General features: G+C 48.9%; 13 protein-coding genes. 7 read left to right on the plus strand and 6 right to left on the minus strand.

Annotated elements, in window-relative coordinates; translation table 11 throughout:
• The coding region (locus tag HMPREF1548_RS16030) for a cytochrome c-type biogenesis protein (RefSeq protein ID WP_021637373.1) at window positions 1–202 on the plus strand (202 nt) is incomplete at its 5' end.
• 225 nt (window positions 203–427) lie between these two features.
• On the opposite strand, the gene HMPREF1548_RS16035 is transcribed toward HMPREF1548_RS16030, so the two are convergent.
• From HMPREF1548_RS16035 to HMPREF1548_RS16045, 3 genes are all read right to left on the minus strand, one after another.
• Window positions 428–1699, minus strand: a complete 1272-nt coding sequence (locus tag HMPREF1548_RS16035; RefSeq protein WP_035322455.1) for an MORN repeat-containing protein — start codon at window positions 1697–1699, stop codon at window positions 428–430.
• A 751-nt stretch (window positions 1700–2450) separates the two neighbouring features.
• Window positions 2451–3296: an aminotransferase class IV gene (locus HMPREF1548_RS16040; protein ID WP_021637379.1), complete on the minus strand. Its 846-nt coding sequence runs from the start codon at window positions 3294–3296 to the stop codon at window positions 2451–2453.
• Between the two features lie 130 nt (window positions 3297–3426).
• Window positions 3427–4575, minus strand: a complete 1149-nt coding sequence (locus HMPREF1548_RS16045; RefSeq protein ID WP_025488621.1) for a YkvI family membrane protein — start codon at window positions 4573–4575, stop codon at window positions 3427–3429.
• Between the two features lie 133 nt (window positions 4576–4708).
• Between HMPREF1548_RS16045 and HMPREF1548_RS16050 the strand changes: the two genes are divergently transcribed.
• Together HMPREF1548_RS16050 and HMPREF1548_RS16055 are read left to right on the plus strand one after the other, a co-directional pair.
• Window positions 4709–5620 (plus strand): LysR family transcriptional regulator, encoded by a 912-nt coding sequence (locus HMPREF1548_RS16050; protein WP_035322459.1) that lies wholly within the window; start codon window positions 4709–4711, stop codon window positions 5618–5620.
• A 103-nt stretch (window positions 5621–5723) separates the two neighbouring features.
• Window positions 5724–6347: a DedA family protein gene (locus tag HMPREF1548_RS16055; protein WP_025488623.1), complete on the plus strand. Its 624-nt coding sequence runs from the start codon at window positions 5724–5726 to the stop codon at window positions 6345–6347.
• 34 nt (window positions 6348–6381) lie between these two features.
• On the opposite strand, the gene HMPREF1548_RS16060 is transcribed toward HMPREF1548_RS16055, so the two are convergent.
• Window positions 6382–7347 carry a hypothetical protein gene (locus HMPREF1548_RS16060; protein WP_021637383.1) on the minus strand — a complete coding sequence of 322 codons (966 nt, stop codon included), beginning with the start codon at window positions 7345–7347 and terminating at the stop codon, window positions 6382–6384.
• A gap of 746 nt (window positions 7348–8093) precedes the next feature.
• On the opposite strand from HMPREF1548_RS16060, the gene HMPREF1548_RS16065 reads away from it, so the two are divergent.
• Complete coding sequence (locus tag HMPREF1548_RS16065; protein WP_021637387.1) at window positions 8094–10208, plus strand: glycoside hydrolase family 3 C-terminal domain-containing protein; 2115 nt, start codon at window positions 8094–8096, stop codon at window positions 10206–10208.
• Between the two features lie 101 nt (window positions 10209–10309).
• On the opposite strand, the gene HMPREF1548_RS16070 is transcribed toward HMPREF1548_RS16065, so the two are convergent.
• Both HMPREF1548_RS16070 and HMPREF1548_RS16075 read right to left on the minus strand, forming a co-directional pair.
• The gene (locus tag HMPREF1548_RS16070; RefSeq protein ID WP_021637389.1) at window positions 10310–11200 is read right to left on the minus strand and encodes a helix-turn-helix domain-containing protein; all 891 of its coding nucleotides are present in this window, start codon (window positions 11198–11200) and stop codon (window positions 10310–10312) included.
• 402 nt (window positions 11201–11602) lie between these two features.
• Window positions 11603–12559, minus strand: a complete 957-nt coding sequence (locus tag HMPREF1548_RS16075; protein WP_021637391.1) for an AraC family transcriptional regulator — start codon at window positions 12557–12559, stop codon at window positions 11603–11605.
• A gap of 173 nt (window positions 12560–12732) precedes the next feature.
• Between HMPREF1548_RS16075 and HMPREF1548_RS16080 the strand changes: the two genes are divergently transcribed.
• From HMPREF1548_RS16080 to HMPREF1548_RS16090, 3 genes are read left to right on the plus strand one after another with little or no spacing between them, the layout of a single operon-like run.
• A complete protein-coding gene (locus tag HMPREF1548_RS16080; protein ID WP_021637392.1) occupies window positions 12733–14133 on the plus strand; it encodes an MFS transporter in 1401 nt (466 codons plus the stop codon).
• A gap of 36 nt (window positions 14134–14169) precedes the next feature.
• Complete coding sequence (locus HMPREF1548_RS16085) at window positions 14170–15054, plus strand: creatininase family protein (protein WP_021637393.1); 885 nt, start codon at window positions 14170–14172, stop codon at window positions 15052–15054.
• A complete protein-coding gene (locus HMPREF1548_RS16090) occupies window positions 15051–16421 on the plus strand; it encodes a carboxylesterase/lipase family protein (protein WP_021637394.1) in 1371 nt (456 codons plus the stop codon). The genes HMPREF1548_RS16085 and HMPREF1548_RS16090 overlap by 4 nt, the downstream gene beginning before the upstream one ends.
• Window positions 16422–16556 lie beyond the last annotated feature (135 nt).

Genomic DNA, 16556 nt, shown 5'->3' on the forward strand with positions numbered 1-16556 from the left:
GGACCGGAAGGCGAGGGAGAAGTATGTGCGTATGGAAGGCGAAAAAGAGGGATTTGAAAAAGGGCTGCAGATTTTTATTTTAGATAATCTGGAAGAAGGAAAAAACAGACAGCAGATTATCGAAAAGCTGGTAAGCAGATTCGGACTGTCAGAAAAGGATGCCATAATGCTTGTGGATAAATATACAGACAGGCAGCAGTAACCAGCTATTTTCATATTGCCTTCGGCAGTGTGGCAGAAGGCTGCATCCGGATTTTCCTGGCCGTTATTGAAATATATTTATATAAGGTTTCTGTTTGGCCTTTGGCATAACGCGCAAAAACACCAGCTTTTTTTGCTGGTGTTTTTGCATGAAATTACAGTGATTTACTTTCTGTTTTTCCAGTCATCGTTATCGGCATAAGTGATAAATCCTTCTATTAAACAGTTATCTGATCGCTGCAGCGGCAGCTGCCATGGCTGTTCTGCTTGTCCCAAGCAATGTTGTATAGGATCCGTATCCCAGGGGAAGCAGATGTGCTTCAATCGTACTTCCTGCGTATACATCATCACACCCGCCAATATAATAAATCCAATAGATATTATTAGAGTTACTGGCAATTATAGTAGTGACAACAGGCAGATATTCACTGTATTTAACCTCTGAAATCTGTACTACCTGAAGGCGTTTTAAATCAATGAGTTTGTCTCCGAATTTGGCCGGATTTTTTTCGAATTTCTTAAAACTGAATTCTTCATCAAGAAAGGAACTGTAATCGTCTATATTGTGTTCGAAAAAAAGCTGGTCATGCTCAGACAGGAAGTTGTCCGCTAACTCAGTAACTGTATAAGGGAAAGAACCTGAGGTACCCAATGAAGTAAAAAATTCCTGCGCATTTGGAGCATATTCACCCTCTATATAATTCCCGGTATAATCCATTAAATCTTCATTTTCCAATATCCTGGAACCATAACCATGAAAGAGTCCATGTTTCCAGCCTCCCTGATATGTATATGGCTCATTATAAGTATTAACGGCTGAAAAAGTACCCTGCCCATCTGCCAGGCCGTCAATGGTATCTCCCTCATATTGCCCTACTCTGTCTACCTCGGAGAAATTAACCAGATAGGCGTTATCCTTTAATTTGCCGGCGCCCTTTAGCATACCATCCTCAAAACCGCCTTCATATATAAATGCTTTATCGTTTGAGGTAAATTGACCGCTGCCTGTTATTGCGGAATTATTTATGTCACCGGAATAAATCCCTTCTATCTGCCGTCCCCTCTCATTTAAGGTATAAGCAAGCCCTTCTATCTTCCCTTTTCCGGAGGTGCAGTTATTGATAATATCACCTTGATACACCAGTCCGTCCATACCGGTAAATGTTCCGGAGAAACAGTCCCCGTTGACATCCCCCTCAAAGGTTCCCGTATATTTTTGCCCTGCCGCTTCGAGTTCCATGGGAAAGGATGCTACCCTGGCATCCGACAATTTCCCGGATTCAAAATTTCCCTCGCCGTTCCATTTGGAACCGTCAGGTTCTTCTCCTGTGAAGGCTGCAGCGCCCTCAGGAATCCCATCCTTGAGAAGGCCCGTATATTCCACAGCATAGTTTTCAGATGCCAGGCTGATTTCCAAAGGTTCGTTTTCCACTTCCTTTGAACATGCACTGAGAAGCAGTGCGCCGCATACTGCTGCAAAGATGAATTTCTTTCTCATAATATCCCCCTTTGTAAAAATACATCGATGTGTTGTATAGGAACTATTGTACCAAGTCTCCGGCGCGGCGGCCAGCCCTAAATACATGAAACTTTTGTTTTTCTAAAAACCGGACATCTTTCCCGCTATTCTACTGCCTGATTAGCGCAGTATCGGAAAAAAACTGCCGGCGAAAGGAAAAAGGGAAGACTGCGCTGTAATGACGATAGCAAAATGAAGCTTTATAAAAGATAGCAGAAAAAATTTTATGGACTTGACAAAACCCGTCAGGCTCACTATACTTTCTCAAATTTCAGGAAAAAGCAATTGAATTAACCGTTTGGTTAATCAGTCAGATACCCGGCGGGAAGCAATAACAAAGCCGTGATGGTTAATGTATCGGAAACAACACGCAGATCCTGAAAAGAAAAAGGAGGAGTTGAGATGGAGTTAAGAGTGCTCAAAGGTACGCTGATAAAAAATCTTCTGACTCAGTACAGGCTTTGTGAATTTCTTGGGTAACTAATTTCTGCACTGTGTATAACAGTACAGAAAAAGTGTGCAGGCTGCCGTCAATGGTTCTTTCAGAACCAGGCTGGCAGGCCTGCACACTTTTATTCCCGCGAGCAACGAGCCAGGTATCCATGCTTGCATGGATATTTGGCGAATGACGCGAGGGTCAAAGACCCTGCTGCTCTGCAGCGCTGCAAGTTTGATACCTCGTGGCTTGCAGCGAGGTATTTGATTTTCAGATGCCGGCTGTTTTCACATATTAATAATTGGTATCCTTATCATAGAATGCCGTATAAGCGTCCTGCAGCTTTTTCAGGGTGGCAGGATCTTTTCCGCCCACAGGCTTTCCGTCCAGCTCCACGGCCCTGATGCAGAGTCCGCCGGAGCTGCTGATGATAATTTCATCTGCATCTCTCAGCTCATCCATGGTGAAGGGCGCTTCCTTTGTGGGAATTCCGTTGGCCTGCGCCAGCTCCAGGAGATGCTTGAGCGTGATGCCGGGCAGAATCAGATTATCCCTGGGAGGCGTGCAGAGAACGCCGTCCTTAATCATCAGGACGTTGCTGTGTGCGCATTCCGTTACCCGGTCGCCTCTGTGGAAAATGGTTTCCTGACAGCCCGATTCCATGCAGCGCTGATAAGCGATAACGCTGGGAATCAGATTCAGTGTTTTGATATTGCAATGAAGGAAGCGGGTATCCTCCATGGAAATTAGCTTAAAGGCCTGATCCATAGGCACCAGTTCACAGGGAACGGTAAAAATCATCAGGTTGGGCTTAACGTCCGCCGGAGGGAAATTGTGGGCGCGCAGCGCCGTCCCGCGGGAACACTGCCAGTAGAGCATGCCGTGATCCAGTTCGTTGGCATCGATACATTTCTGCAGCTCCTCTACAAGAGTTTCCCTGGGTATATCAAAGGGAATCTCCAGCATCTTGCAGCTGTTGTAAAAACGGTCCACATGATCCTTTACCGCAAAAATATGATTGTGTGCAAAGGTGGTTGCATCATAGCAGCCGTCGCCGAAGTATACGGCGCGGTCCAGCATGGGGATTTTCATTTCCTCAAGAGGGCCGATTTCTCCGTTGTAATAGCCTACATATTTCATAATCCATATCTCCTGTCTTTTATTTATATAATGATAATTGTTTGTAATAATTCAGACAGGTCTGAACTGTTACAATAGTTCTGTTCCTTCGTGGATGTTCAGATAACTGGCCTGCCGCGTTCTTTCACACTTACTGTTTTTTCTCTTTGTGACGGAGGATTTTGTATCCGCCGATAATCAGGGTGGGAAGCAGGTAGAAAAGGATGAAGCCATAGGACAGATAAGAATAGCCCTTTTCTATCAGGGTAACCACACCGATTCTGGAAAGCAGAAGGGCCGCAATCAGGGTTGCCACGGTAATCAGCCCGCGCTTGCGATCCGACATTTTGGCATTGCCCCTTTCCGCGAGAGCCACGTCAAAACGGTCGATGATCATATGGATACAGCCGGTGGCTGTTTCCACCAGGGTCCAGCCCATAACGAGGCTGAAAAGCCCCAGAAGCACCGGGCCGCCGTTTACCGCTTTAATCATTTCCATCCAGGGAGTAGCCACGTCCGCGCCTACAATCGAGGTGTCGCCGTAAAAGCACATCATTGCAAAATAGGAAAGGAACCAGGGAATTACCATCAGAAGCCCGGCGATAATTCCGGAAACCAGCGTTTCCTTCCGTTTTGTCTGCCTGGTCAGGGAAAACATGCCCATGGGGATTGCATTTATATTATAAGCCACATAGAGGATACCTGTCCAGATGCACAGCGGGAGAGTAACGCTTCCGCCGACTGCGCTGGTATCCATGGCTGCAAATACCTGGGGGATGTTGCCGCCTTTTTTGACCAGTACAATGATGGTAAAGAGGATATAGCCGCCGTATAGGAGGACGGTGCCTACGGATTCGAATTTTTCAATGACCTTGGAGCCCTTGAAGTTCAGGAGCCCGCAGAGGAATACGATCACCACGGAGCCTAAGATATTCGGCAGGCCGACCTGTTCAAAAATGCTTCCTGTGGCGGCGGCCATAACGGCGATAAGGACAATTGCGATGAGCACGGTCAGGATGTCCATGACAGGCCAAAGCGGCCCTATGACCTGCCTGATATAATTTTTGTAGTCATAAACCTTGTAAATGCGGCAGATTTCAAAGGTCAGAAAGGCGAACAGCGCAAAGCCGATACCAATGGTCAGGCCGGAGATCCAGCCCATGGCGCCGAATTTAGCGCCGTAGGAATATATTTCACGCCCGGTAGCGTAGCCGCCGCCGATGAGAACGGACTGCAGGAGAACGCCCGGCAGGATGTATTTTGCATAGCCGCCCTCATAAAAGTTTTTCAATGATTTCAATTTTCTGTACCTGCTTTCTTTTGTAATTCATTAAATGAATTATAGGATAAAAAATAGCTGGTTGCAAATTGGAAGATTGCATATTACAATAAGTAAAACTTATTACAAGCCAAGAAGGAAGGGAACAGGCAAGATGAATCTGAAACAGCTGGAGTATTTTGTGTCGGTGGCAGAAACCTTGAATTTTACCAGGGCGGCCAGGAAATGTTTTATTTCCCAGACAGCCATGACGCAGCAGATCAGGGCGCTGGAGGAAAGCATAGGGGTTCTTCTTTTTATCAGGGATAAGCATCATGTGGAGCTGACGCCTGCGGGCAGGGTATTCATGTATGAGGCGAAGGCCATTCTGTCCCGGTCGGAGGAAGCGGTTAAGCTGGCCCGCTCTGCGGCGGAGGGGTTTTCCGGCACCATATCCATCGGATTTATCAGGGGCTATGAGCAGAGCCTTTTTTCAGAGACGGTACGCAGCTTTCATGAAGCCTATCCCAATATTTCCATCCGGCTGATCCGGGAAAATATGAGTGCTTTGTACAGCCTTCTGGAGGACGGGGAGTGTGATGTGGCCTTTAATCTGTCACCGTATGTACATAATTACCATGAGCTGAGCCACCGTTTCCTAAAGTCCTATCCGTTGATGGCCGTGCTGTATCCGGGGCATCCGCTCACCTCCAGGAAGCATTTGTCCTACCGGGATTTGTCCGGGGAGGAATTTATTATCATGCAGCCCAAGGGGCGGCCCAATGATGAGGCGGAGGAGGTTATCCTGTGCTACGACAGGGGCGGCTTCGCGCCGAATATTGTAAGCCGGGAAAAAGAGGTGCAGACCCTCCTGCTGATGGTTTCTGCAGGGCTTGGGATTGCCATTCTGCCGGAATATGCTGTCAGGTATTACAGAAATACCCGGAATCTGGTGGTGATTCCTATGCTGAAGGAGGATTTGGAGGAGGAAACGCTGGATTTTGAGGTAAGCTGGCTGACGGAAAACCACAATCCGGCAATCGAAAAGCTGCTGGAATGGGTGCAGATTACTAAGGTAACGGAATAAGTTCCTGCGAAACAAGGCGGTTGTCTGAATCATTACGATTTTGTGCTGAATGGAGGAAAAAAGGCATAAACTGAATAATAAGCGAAGAAGACAGAGACAACATATGCAGGAAATAGTGATTGAAATTATGAATCGGTTCGGTTATCTGGGGATTGGGCTTCTGATTGTGGTGGAGACCATTTTTCCGCCCATTCCGTCGGAGGTTATCCTGACCTTCGGCGGATTCCTGACGACCTGTTCGAAGATGACCATCGCGGGGGTCATTTTTGTATCCACAGCAGCTTCCGTTGCCAGCGCCTTTTTACTTTATGGAGCGGGGGCACTGCTGAGTCCGCAGCGGCTGGGCAGACTGCTGGACAGTAAATTCTGCAAAAGGCTGGGCTTTAAGAAGGAGGAGATTTCGGATACCCTGAAGTGGTTTGACGGCCGGGGCAGAAAGGCTGTTTTCTTCGGCCGATGTGTGCCGATTATCCGCAGTCTCATATCTATTCCGGCCGGGATGGCAAGGATGAACCTGGCGGTATTCACAGTCTTTACTGTGGCGGGGAGCCTCATCTGGGATACTGTGCTCGTTGTGTTGGGAGCGGTGGCGGGGGAATCCTGGGGGATTATAACAGAGTATCTGGATTCCTGTTCCGCTTTTATATGGATTGCCATGGGAACGGCGGCGGTAACGTTTGCACTGCGGGTTTGGAAGAAAAAAAAGAAGAAGGAACATGTGGTATGAGGAAAAGGAGGGGCGTGCGGCCCCTCCGGCTGTGTTATTCCTGTGTTTTATATTTTTGCACCTTTTCCTCCGCTTCCTCCCGGGTAAGAGAAAAATGCTTCTGGAGCTTTTCACAGATCCGCTCATCGCAGACGTCTTCCTCCAGATTTTCCAGAACCATGGCGCGGATGCCTTTTTCAACGCCGTCATTAAATATCATTCTCCCCAATGTCGTCATTGTAATCACCTCTTTCACGTTATCCAATTCATTTTTGTTCAGGAACTTGTCTGCAAACGTATATAATACCGCCTGCATTTTTTCCATTTCCAGCGGAGTTATGCAGTCCCTTGCCGTATACAGTATTTTCAGGCTCCGGATAATCCGCTCTTTAATTTTCATGCTGCCGGACATCAGCGGCGTCAGAAGAAGCGGTACAAGATCCGCTTTCGTCAGCGCCTCTCCTCCGGCCTTTTTCTCCTCCACAGCCTTGAAAAGAAGATCCGAATCCCGTCCTTTCAGCCGTATAATCCTGACACGGTACACATTAATGCCGGAGATTAACTGATAACGGGGGTTCTTGACGTTGGCGGAGCAGATGACATAAGTAATTACATCCACATTATGCGCCCGGCTGGTGGCGGCCTCGTATTCCCGGAAACGTTTCAGGTCTTCGTTTGTGATATGATCGCTTTCAAATTCGAAATGTATCCAGCTTTTTTCATTTGTCGCATAGTTGAAATCCTGATAAAAATGTCTTGCTTCCAGTTTCACGGTTTCGGTCGGCGCAATGTACTCCACTGTCCCCGGAATACCCAGCAGCGGCATCAGCTCTGCACCAAAATATTGGGCAGCTGTTTTCAGGCCCAGATCCTCAGAGTGCCAGACCGGCTTTTCCCCTGAGTTCTGTCCGTTGCTTTGTTGCGGTTCGCGCTCTTTTGCAAACTTATGATAGGGAACCTTCTCCTTGGAAGCTTTCCATGCGGCAGAGTTTGCTTCTGCTTTTTTCCTGCGTCCTTTCACACAGCCTCCGTTCCGTAAGCTATGTATAAAGTTCTGCCTGCCATATAATTATAACTGAAAATCCGACACCGGACAACCGTATCTTACCTGTTTTTTGTGTTTTATTTTGTACTTTTTCCTGGTTTACCAGGCATGGTATTTTTGATTCTTGATTGGAATTCATGTCCGAGACGGACAGAAAAACGAATTAGAAGTATGACAATAAATGAAGATAGGGATTGTTTGTTCCGACAGACAGGGCTTTCACATAATTCCGGCCGCCGGTGTATTCCTATTTTAACAGTATACCTGTGATCATACAATTAATTTTTTATAAAATAAAAACCCGGATTGCAACTGTCAGCCAGTCGGCAGTGGCTCACCTTCAGTTTGGGCAGTAACAGCCGGCATTTCATTGAATCCATGCGGCCAGGCCCTGGTGTGGGCGGGCTGTAGCCGGCGGTGTCATCATATTAACCATATAAAAGGACCGCAATATTTAGTCATCAGCAAGCTATATTTCGCAAGCCCCTTCGGTAAGGAAACTGATATAATCAAAACAACAGTAAAGCGTCTCTTTTTCCTTCCGGAAAATGGTACGAAAGCAGCCGGAAAAGGAATAGATATATGAAAAAACGGCGGCCGAAGCCGGAAAAGGGGCGTTTAAAATCTGAAAAGTGTGAACAGCGGAATCTGAAATATGGCTGGGAGGAAAATCCCCTGCCCGCTTAGAGGTCGTATTTTGTCCGCAAAACAGGAGGAAATGTATGAGAGACAGAGAAAAGGCCAGACAAAAGGCAAAAGAGCTGGTTGCCCAGATGACATTGGAGGAGCGCGCGTCCCAGCTGCGTTATGACGCTCCTGCCATTCCCAGACTTGGCGTCCCTACCTATAACTGGTGGAATGAAGCGCTTCACGGCGTAGCCAGGGCAGGCGTGGCGACCAGCTTTCCGCAGGCCATAGCAATGGCTGCCGCTTTTGACGAGGAGCTGCTGAAGACAGTGGGAGACGCGGTGGCAACGGAAGGAAGGGCAAAATACAACGAATATTCCAGGCATGACGACAGGGATATCTACAAGGGACTGACCTTCTGGTCGCCCAATGTGAATATTTTCCGTGATCCCAGATGGGGAAGAGGCCATGAAACCTATGGGGAAGATCCGTACCTGACCTCACGTCTTGGCGTTGCCTATGTGGAGGGACTGCAGGGCAGCCAGGATGACGAATATATGAAAACAGCGGCCTGCGCAAAGCATTTTGCAGTACATTCCGGGCCGGAGGGCGTGCGTCATGAATTTGATGCCAAAGCAAGCAAAAAGGATATGTATGAAACCTATCTGCCCGCTTTTGAAGCCTGCGTGAAGGAAGCCGGCGTGGAAGCCGTTATGGGCGCCTATAACAGAACAAACGGCGAGCCCTGTTGCGGTAGCCCGACGCTGATTCGTGACATTCTTCGTGGAGAGTGGGATTTCCAGGGACATTATGTATCTGACTGCTGGGCGATCAGAGATTTTCATATGCACCATATGGTAACAAAAACACCGGAAGAATCAGCAGCTTTAGCGTTGAAATCCGGTTGCGATGTAAACTGCGGCATAACCTATCTGCATTTGCTGAAAGCTTATGAGCAGGGTATGGTTACGGAAGAGGAAATTACCCAGGCAGCGGAACGGCTTTTTACCACCAGATTTTTGCTGGGCTGCTTTGATGAAAATGAATACGATAAGATTCCTTATGAAGTGGTGGAATGTAAGGAGCATCTGGAACTGGCTCAGAAAATGGCAAGAGAGAGCATGGTTCTGTTGAAAAATGACGGAACGCTGCCTCTTTGTAAGGAAAAACTGAACACAATCGGCGTTATCGGACCTAACGCAGACAGCCGTAAACCGCTGGTTGGAAACTATCACGGCACCTCTTCCCGCTATATCACCATGCTGGAAGGAATTCAGGATGCGGTGGGAGACAGTGTAAGGGTATATTATTCCGAGGGCTGCCATATTTATAAGGACAGAGTGGAAAATCTGGGCTGGAAACAGGACAGGATTTCAGAAGCGCTGACCGTTGCGGAGCACAGTGACGTTGTGGTTCTGTGTCTGGGACTGGATGAGAATCTGGAAGGCGAGGAAGGCGATACCGGAAACAGCTACGCTTCCGGCGACAAAAAGGATCTGGAGCTGCCGGAATCCCAGAGAGAACTTCTGGAGGCGGTGGCCGGCTGCGGTAAGCCTGTGGTATTATGTATGCTGTCAGGAAGCTCCATTGACATGCAGTTTGCGGCAGAGCATGTGAACGCCATCCTTCAGGTATGGTATCCCGGCGCCAGAGGAGGTAAGGCTGCGGCAGATATTCTGTTTGGTACCTGTTCTCCTTCAGGCAAGCTTCCCGTAACCTTCTACAAGGATCTGGAAGGCTTCCCGGCTTTTGAGGATTATTCCATGAAGGGCAGAACCTACCGTTATCTGGAAAGAGAGCCGCTTTATCCCTTCGGTTATGGCCTGACCTACGGCAAGGTTTCGGTAAAAGAGGCTGCAGTCGTGGGAGAAATCAAAGAAGGCGAAGCCTTTGAGGTAAGCGCTGTATTGGAAAATAACGGGGATTACGATACCGATGAGGTGCTGCAGGCATATATTAAGGATCTGGAATCCAAATATGCGGTGCCCAATCACAGCCTTTGCGCATTTAAGAGAGTGGCCCTGAAAAAAGGGGAAACCGTACAGGTAACAATGCAGGTTCCTTACGAGGCTCTCATGATTGTGGATGAAGAAGGAAAGAAGTACGTGGACAGTACCCGTTTTGCATTATATGTGGGAATCAGCCAGCCTGATGCAAGAAGCATCAGCCTGACAGGACAGGAGCCTGTAAAGGTGGATATTACCCTTTAAAAAAAGGTAACAGCCCGGATGGGTCTGGGCTGTTACCGCTGAAATCACTTTTTGGATCAGTGCGAAGCGCCGGCATGTATGACAGGCGCAAAATAAAGAATTCAGTCAGGGGAACCGGCAGTGTCAAGCCGCGTTCCCCTGTTCAGCGATTTGTAGGAGGACGGCGTGCAGTTTTTGGCAGTTTTGAAGATCCGGTTAAAGGTGGAAAGGCTGTTGAAGCCGGACTGCATGGCCACCTCGGTGATGGAAAGATTGGGCGTAAGCAGCAGCCGTTCCGCATAGGCGATTCTTCTGCCGATGAGGTATTCATAGCAGGACACGCCGGTAAACTGCTTGAACAGCCGGGAAAAATGATACTTGCTGAAGCCCGCCCTGGCAGCCAGCTTTTCAATGCTCAGATCTTCCGTGCAGTGGTCATTGATATAGGTACAGATGGACATGAATTTTTCTATATATTCCTGCTGTTTGCTGGGGGAAATGTCAGGGAACTTATTCCCTTCGGCCATATCACTGCGTCCGAGAGCCACAAAAAAACGAAGAAACAGGGAATAGACGCTGGGCTCCCGATAAGGATCCTCACTGGTGTATTCCTGTTTGATTTCTTCCAGATACTCACGGAGAGTTTCAGCCAGCCCATTTTGTCCACCGGCCCGGATAAGGCGGTAAGGGCGGAGCGTGTGCAGGAGGGAATCCATGCCCGTCAGGCTGCAAAGCAGGGAGTAGTCAAACTGCATAAACAGGCGTTCCCCTTCAGGCGGAGCGAAAAGCGAATGCAGCTCTCCCGGGGGAATCAACAGTATGTCGCCCGGGACAACATGGATGGTTTCTCCGTTGGTCCGGGCCGTATAGTCGTTTCGGATCGGCATGATAAGCTCCAGCGCTGTGTGCCAGTGGAGAGGAAAGTCTTCGGGATCTGTGTTGAGAAAAACCTTAATCCCTTTCATTTCCCGGTAGGCCACGGTTTCATGCGTGCCGTTCAGTATTTCTATCATTATGTATCACCTCGCCTTGCGGCAGTAATGGGGGCCGTATTTTTGCTATTAGTATAGCATCTGAAATGATAGCCGTAAAGTGTGAGAGCGGCTGGCGGATGAGAGGCAGTGAGAGCAAAATTACAGGCAGGCGTTAAGCAGCTGTGACTGCCGGTAGTGGATTAAGATTATCAAGACTCTGTGGATGTGGAATGAGGAGCGTTTGTCGCAGGGAAAAAAGAATACTGCCATGGATAAAAAGTTTTTTAATCTGTCGGAAGATTATCTGTATGCAGAACTGTCGGCGAGCCTGGGAGTGCCACAGGAGAAGAAACCGTGGCGGTCTGCAGCCCCATGTAAGATTCGGTTTGCATAAAATATGGCCCCGTTGCTATGGATGGAATGCCATGGCTGCGGGGCATTTTAATCCCTCAGGTTCAGCGTACGGAATTCTCTGGGAGATATGCCGTATTCTTTTTTAAAGAGGCGGTAAAAAGAGGAATAGTCAGTGAAGCCGCAGGCTTCCCATACATCCTGGAGGGACATTCCCTGCAGGATTTTATTTTTTGCATTGATAAGGCGGCGTTGGATTACACAATGGTAAAAGGAGACGTCCAGCTGCCTGCGGAACAGATGGGAAATGGTTGAGGTGCTAACATGGAACTGACCGGCAACATACTCCAGAGTGAGTTTTTCACACAGATGTGTGTCAATGTATTGGAACACATCGTCGAACAGGCTGCGACTTTCTGTCTGGGCCACGGAGGCATTGCGGTAATAAAAGGTGCGGCTGATATGAATCATCAGATGGACAGCACCCAGGGCAACGGCGGCCTCCCAGCCGAACCGCCGGCCTTCCTGCTCCAGCCAGAGGGTGTTGAAGCCTGCATAAAGGCCGGAGTAGGTGGCGGAGGTACTCCGCAGCAGCCCGCTGTCGGCCAGGCGGCATTGTTCCAGGGCATAGTCCAGCACAGGAAACTGGGCGGCATGGCTTTTGAAAAAATCCGGTTCTATCCATAATGCATAACGTTCGTAAGGCTCCGTCAACTCACCTGCAAAAAGAGGCCTGTGGGTTACACCGGGAGGTATGAGCATGACGTCCCCTTTTTGAAGGCGGTAGCGGTTGTTATTCCACAGGTACTGCACATTTTCACCCTGGCAGATAAACAGAATTTCATAAAATGTGTGGGAATGCAGCTCCACGATATCAGCGGTATAGCTGATATCGTGGTTGATCTGCGCACCCTGCTGGAACATGGGGAGCTGTTGGTAGAGATTTCCCTCGCTGCTGTCCAGTCCCTGTATAACCTGATATAATTTTTGCATGCTTATGCTTTTCAAAAACTGCTTGTTATTCAAAATATGTTGTGGAATTTCCATAAAAAGCACCTCTTTTATTTATGCATTACATACAATATGACTGATTTGTTTGCTGGAATCACAATGTTATTTGCAATTTTTACAATTTTAATTGTAATTCCAATACCGTATGCTTTGAGTATACGGAAGCGGAGGGGAAATAGCAAGCCGCTTAATACGAAAAGGAGAAAAAAATGGGAAAAACATCGGTTTCATCCTCCCACAGCAGTCTGAACAAAAAAAACTTGATCGGTTATGCCATGGGAGATCTGGGCGGCTGTATGACTTTTGCCGTTATGGGGTCTTTTCTGACCCCCTATTATACAGAGGTTGCCGGCCTATCAACGGGAGCAGTTGCTTCCATGTACCTGATACTGAAAATATGGGATGCGATTAATGATCCACTCATGGGGGCGCTGATGGATAAGATTTTCGCCCGTACCCACAGCAGCAAGGGGAAATTCCGTCCGTGGATGGTACGTGCAACGCCGCTTCTTCTTATTACATCCATACTTATGTATACAGCGCCTACCTATGCTAATGGCGCGGCTAAGGTGCTTGTGGCGCTTGTTACTTATCTGTTGTATGAGGCCAGCTATACCATGTTCAACATACCTTACGGCTCTCTGCTCAGTGCGATGGCCGGGAATGATGCGGAGCGGGCGAATCTTTCCAGTGCCAGGGGCTTTGGATCCATGATCGGCAACCTGATTCCGATGGCAATGTTCCCTGTCATCATTGACAAAATGACAGCCAATCCACAGCTGGGGTATACTCTCGGGGTTACGGTATGTGCAATCATCGGTTTTGCAGCATGCATACTTAGCTGCAAATGGACCTGTGAACGAAACATGAGACCTGCGGAGGATGATATTAAGGATTCCAGTGACATCAAGTTTACCGACATCCTTGTGGTATTTAAAAGGAACCGTGCTTTTGTGGCATTGTGTCTGCAGGGGCTTTTCTATTGTATTATGCAGTATATGGGAACCACACTGGGCATTTATATGTACCGTGATGTATTGGGAGCGCTGAGTATGATGGGGCTTATGACAGTATTCAGCATGGGGTTAAGCTTTATTTTCCTTGCGCTTGTTCCCAAGGTAGTGGCAAAGGCGGGACTGGAAAAAACTGTGCGCGCCAGTCAGCTTATCAGCGTTGTCCTGTATGTTATCTTATTCCTCCTTCCCAATAATATTTTCGTGTATATGGCAGTGTCCGCTTTTGCCAGTGGTTTCGGCGGAATCACGGTGCTGATGCAGTGGGGTATGGTTGGTGAAGCGATTGATTACAATGAATATGTTACCGGAAAGAGAACGGAAGGTTCTATTTATGGTACCTTCAATCTGATGCGCCGTATAGGACAGGCAATCGGCTCATCCGCCGCAGTTGCGCTTCTTGGTGTCATTGGATATATGCCGGGGGCTGAAACACAGACCGCGGGAGTCCAGATGGGAATCAAGGCGCTGGTAGTCCTTACGCCCGCCGTGTTCCTGCTGCTTTGCTGGGTTTCCCTGAAATTCGTATGGAATATCACGCCGGAAATCCGTGCATTGATGGCAGCCTCAAAGGAAGGCGGCAAAGCGGAGGAATAAAAGCGGTTGTTTTGGAGAAGAAAGAAGGAGAAAAAAATGGAGCTTAGAAGCAGATTTTTGCCGAAACTGCTGAACAGTGAGGTAGAAGCTTATCTGGAAAATAATGATATCATCATCGTTCCGGTGGGAACGGTGGAAATGCACGGAGGCCTGCCACTTGACTGTGAAACGGTAATCAGCGAGGCGGTGGCGCTGAAGATGGCCGAAGCCTGTGACGGGCTGGTTTTGTCCGGGCTACCCTATTTTTATGCGGGAGCTACAGCCAGCGGGCGGGGGACCACACAGGTGAGCATACGTCAGGGGATTGATTATCTGGGAGCTATTGCGCGCAGCCTGCTGCGTCAGGGATTTAAGCGGCAGATCTATATCAGCCTGCATGGGCCGGCCCATATGACCTGCAGCCCTATGGTTCGTGACTTTTTTGATGAAACAGGGGTACCAATTCTTTATATGGATATGACCATGCAAATGTTTGGAGCGGCCAGGGATCTGTTTTCGTCAGAGGATATGCAGAAGAACCCGTTGGGATTTATGGAAAAGCTGGACGGTATGTTTCTGGGGGCGTATGATATTTTGGGAAGGTTGGAGGATGTGCCGCTTACAACGGAATTTTTCTCCATGCAGCCGCAGACGGTGGCGCCGTTTAACCGGATTTTCAATCTGGCCTATCAAAGCGGAAGCGTCGGCTACTGCTTTGGGGATCCCGGGGATCATGCTTCCACAACGCCTGTTCCCACCGCCGAACGCAGGCAGGAGCTTGCGCAGGAGGGAAGGCGGCTAATTGATGAGCTTGTAAAAAGAATAGATGTGCCTGCTGTTGTGGAGAGCCTTGCGCAGCTGAGAGCCTTTGAGGAGGATGTGATGGAACGCTTTCCATGGATGCCGGCCGCCTGTCATCGGAAGGATAGTGAAAATAAATGATGGAGGATTATCTGGTTCAGACCGGTTGCGGGCCGGTGCGTGGAATTCCCGGAAAGGAGGACGGAACGGCTGTTTTCCGGGGAATCCGATATGCCAGGGCAGGACGTTTTGAATATCCTGTACAGGTGGACCATTGGGACGGCATATATGATGCCGGACGGTTCGGAAACTGTTCCTGGCAGCCGAGGGCTTTTTATAATGAGGAGGAGGTCCCTGAGAAGGCTTTCTATTATAATGAATTCCGAAAAGGCGAAAGCTATACCTATAGCGACGACTGCCTGTTTCTGAATATTTGGGCGCCCGTGGACGCTGAAGGCCTGCCGGTTCTTTTTTACATTCATGGCGGCGGATTTAAGGGAGGCTGCGGGCATGAGAAGCATTTTTCCGGGGAAGCGTACTGCAGGCGTGGGGTGATTCTGGTCACCTGTAATTACCGGCTGGGGCCCATGGGCTTCTGCGCGCTGCCGGAGCTTGCAGAGGAAGCTGGCTTTACGGGAAATTATGGTTTGTTTGATCAGCTGTGCGCACTGCAGTGGGTGCGTGGCAACATTGCCGCCTTCGGTGGAAATCCCGACAGGATAACCATTATGGGGCAGTCAGCGGGAGCCATGAGTGTGCAGCAGCTGTGTGTAACGCCTCTTACCAAAGGACTTTTTTGCGGGGCTATCATGCTCAGCGGAGGAGGCGTATCCAGGCTGTTTTCCACCCGGCCGGCCAGTGAGGCATATCCGTTCTGGCAGGAGCTGGAAAGGCGTTTGGGGGCATCGGATTTGGATGCATTGCGCAGGGCAGAACCACAACGGCTATTTGAGGTATTTCAGGCATTGTGCAAGGGAAAAAAGAACGCAATGGCTTTCTGCGGCCCTGTGCTGGACGGAAGAATGCTTATGGAGTCTGCGGAGTCTGCTTCAAAAGCAGGGAGACAGCATGCAGTGCCTTATTTGTGCGGCTCCACCAGCGAGGATATCGTACCCCCCATTATTTATAGAATGGCAAAGAGCTGGGCGCGGTTGCAAAGTGATCAGGGAAAGTGCAAAAGCTTTGATTATTTCTTTTGCAGGCAGCTTCCGGGAGATGGCTGTGGGGCGTGGCATTCCTCTGATCTCTGGTATGTATTTGGTACGCTGGAAGGCAGTTGGCGGCCTTTTATGGAATGGGATTACAAGCTTTCCAATGCCATGGTAGATTATATCTCCAATTTTGTTAAGAACGGAAATCCAAATGGGCCGGGGCTGACGGAATGGCTTCCTATGGAGAAAGGGCAGAATCTGGTGATGCGTTTTGGAGATGAGGATATGCACATGGGAGGGGTATCTTTGGCGAAGCTGACCCGGACGATGCTCACAAAGCCGTCAGTGGGGGAGTGAATGGGAGGTCTATCGGGGAAGTGAGGTGCCTCCGTCGTCCTGTGCCCGCTGCCCCGGGCGCTGGAGGCCGGAAGGTATTGAGACGTGAATGTATAGATATGAAATAGTGGTGGTTTTTGAAGGGTAGGTATGAGC

Source organism: Clostridium sp. KLE 1755 (assembly GCF_000466465.2).
Lineage (GTDB): Bacteria > Bacillota > Clostridia > Lachnospirales > Lachnospiraceae > Eisenbergiella > Eisenbergiella porci.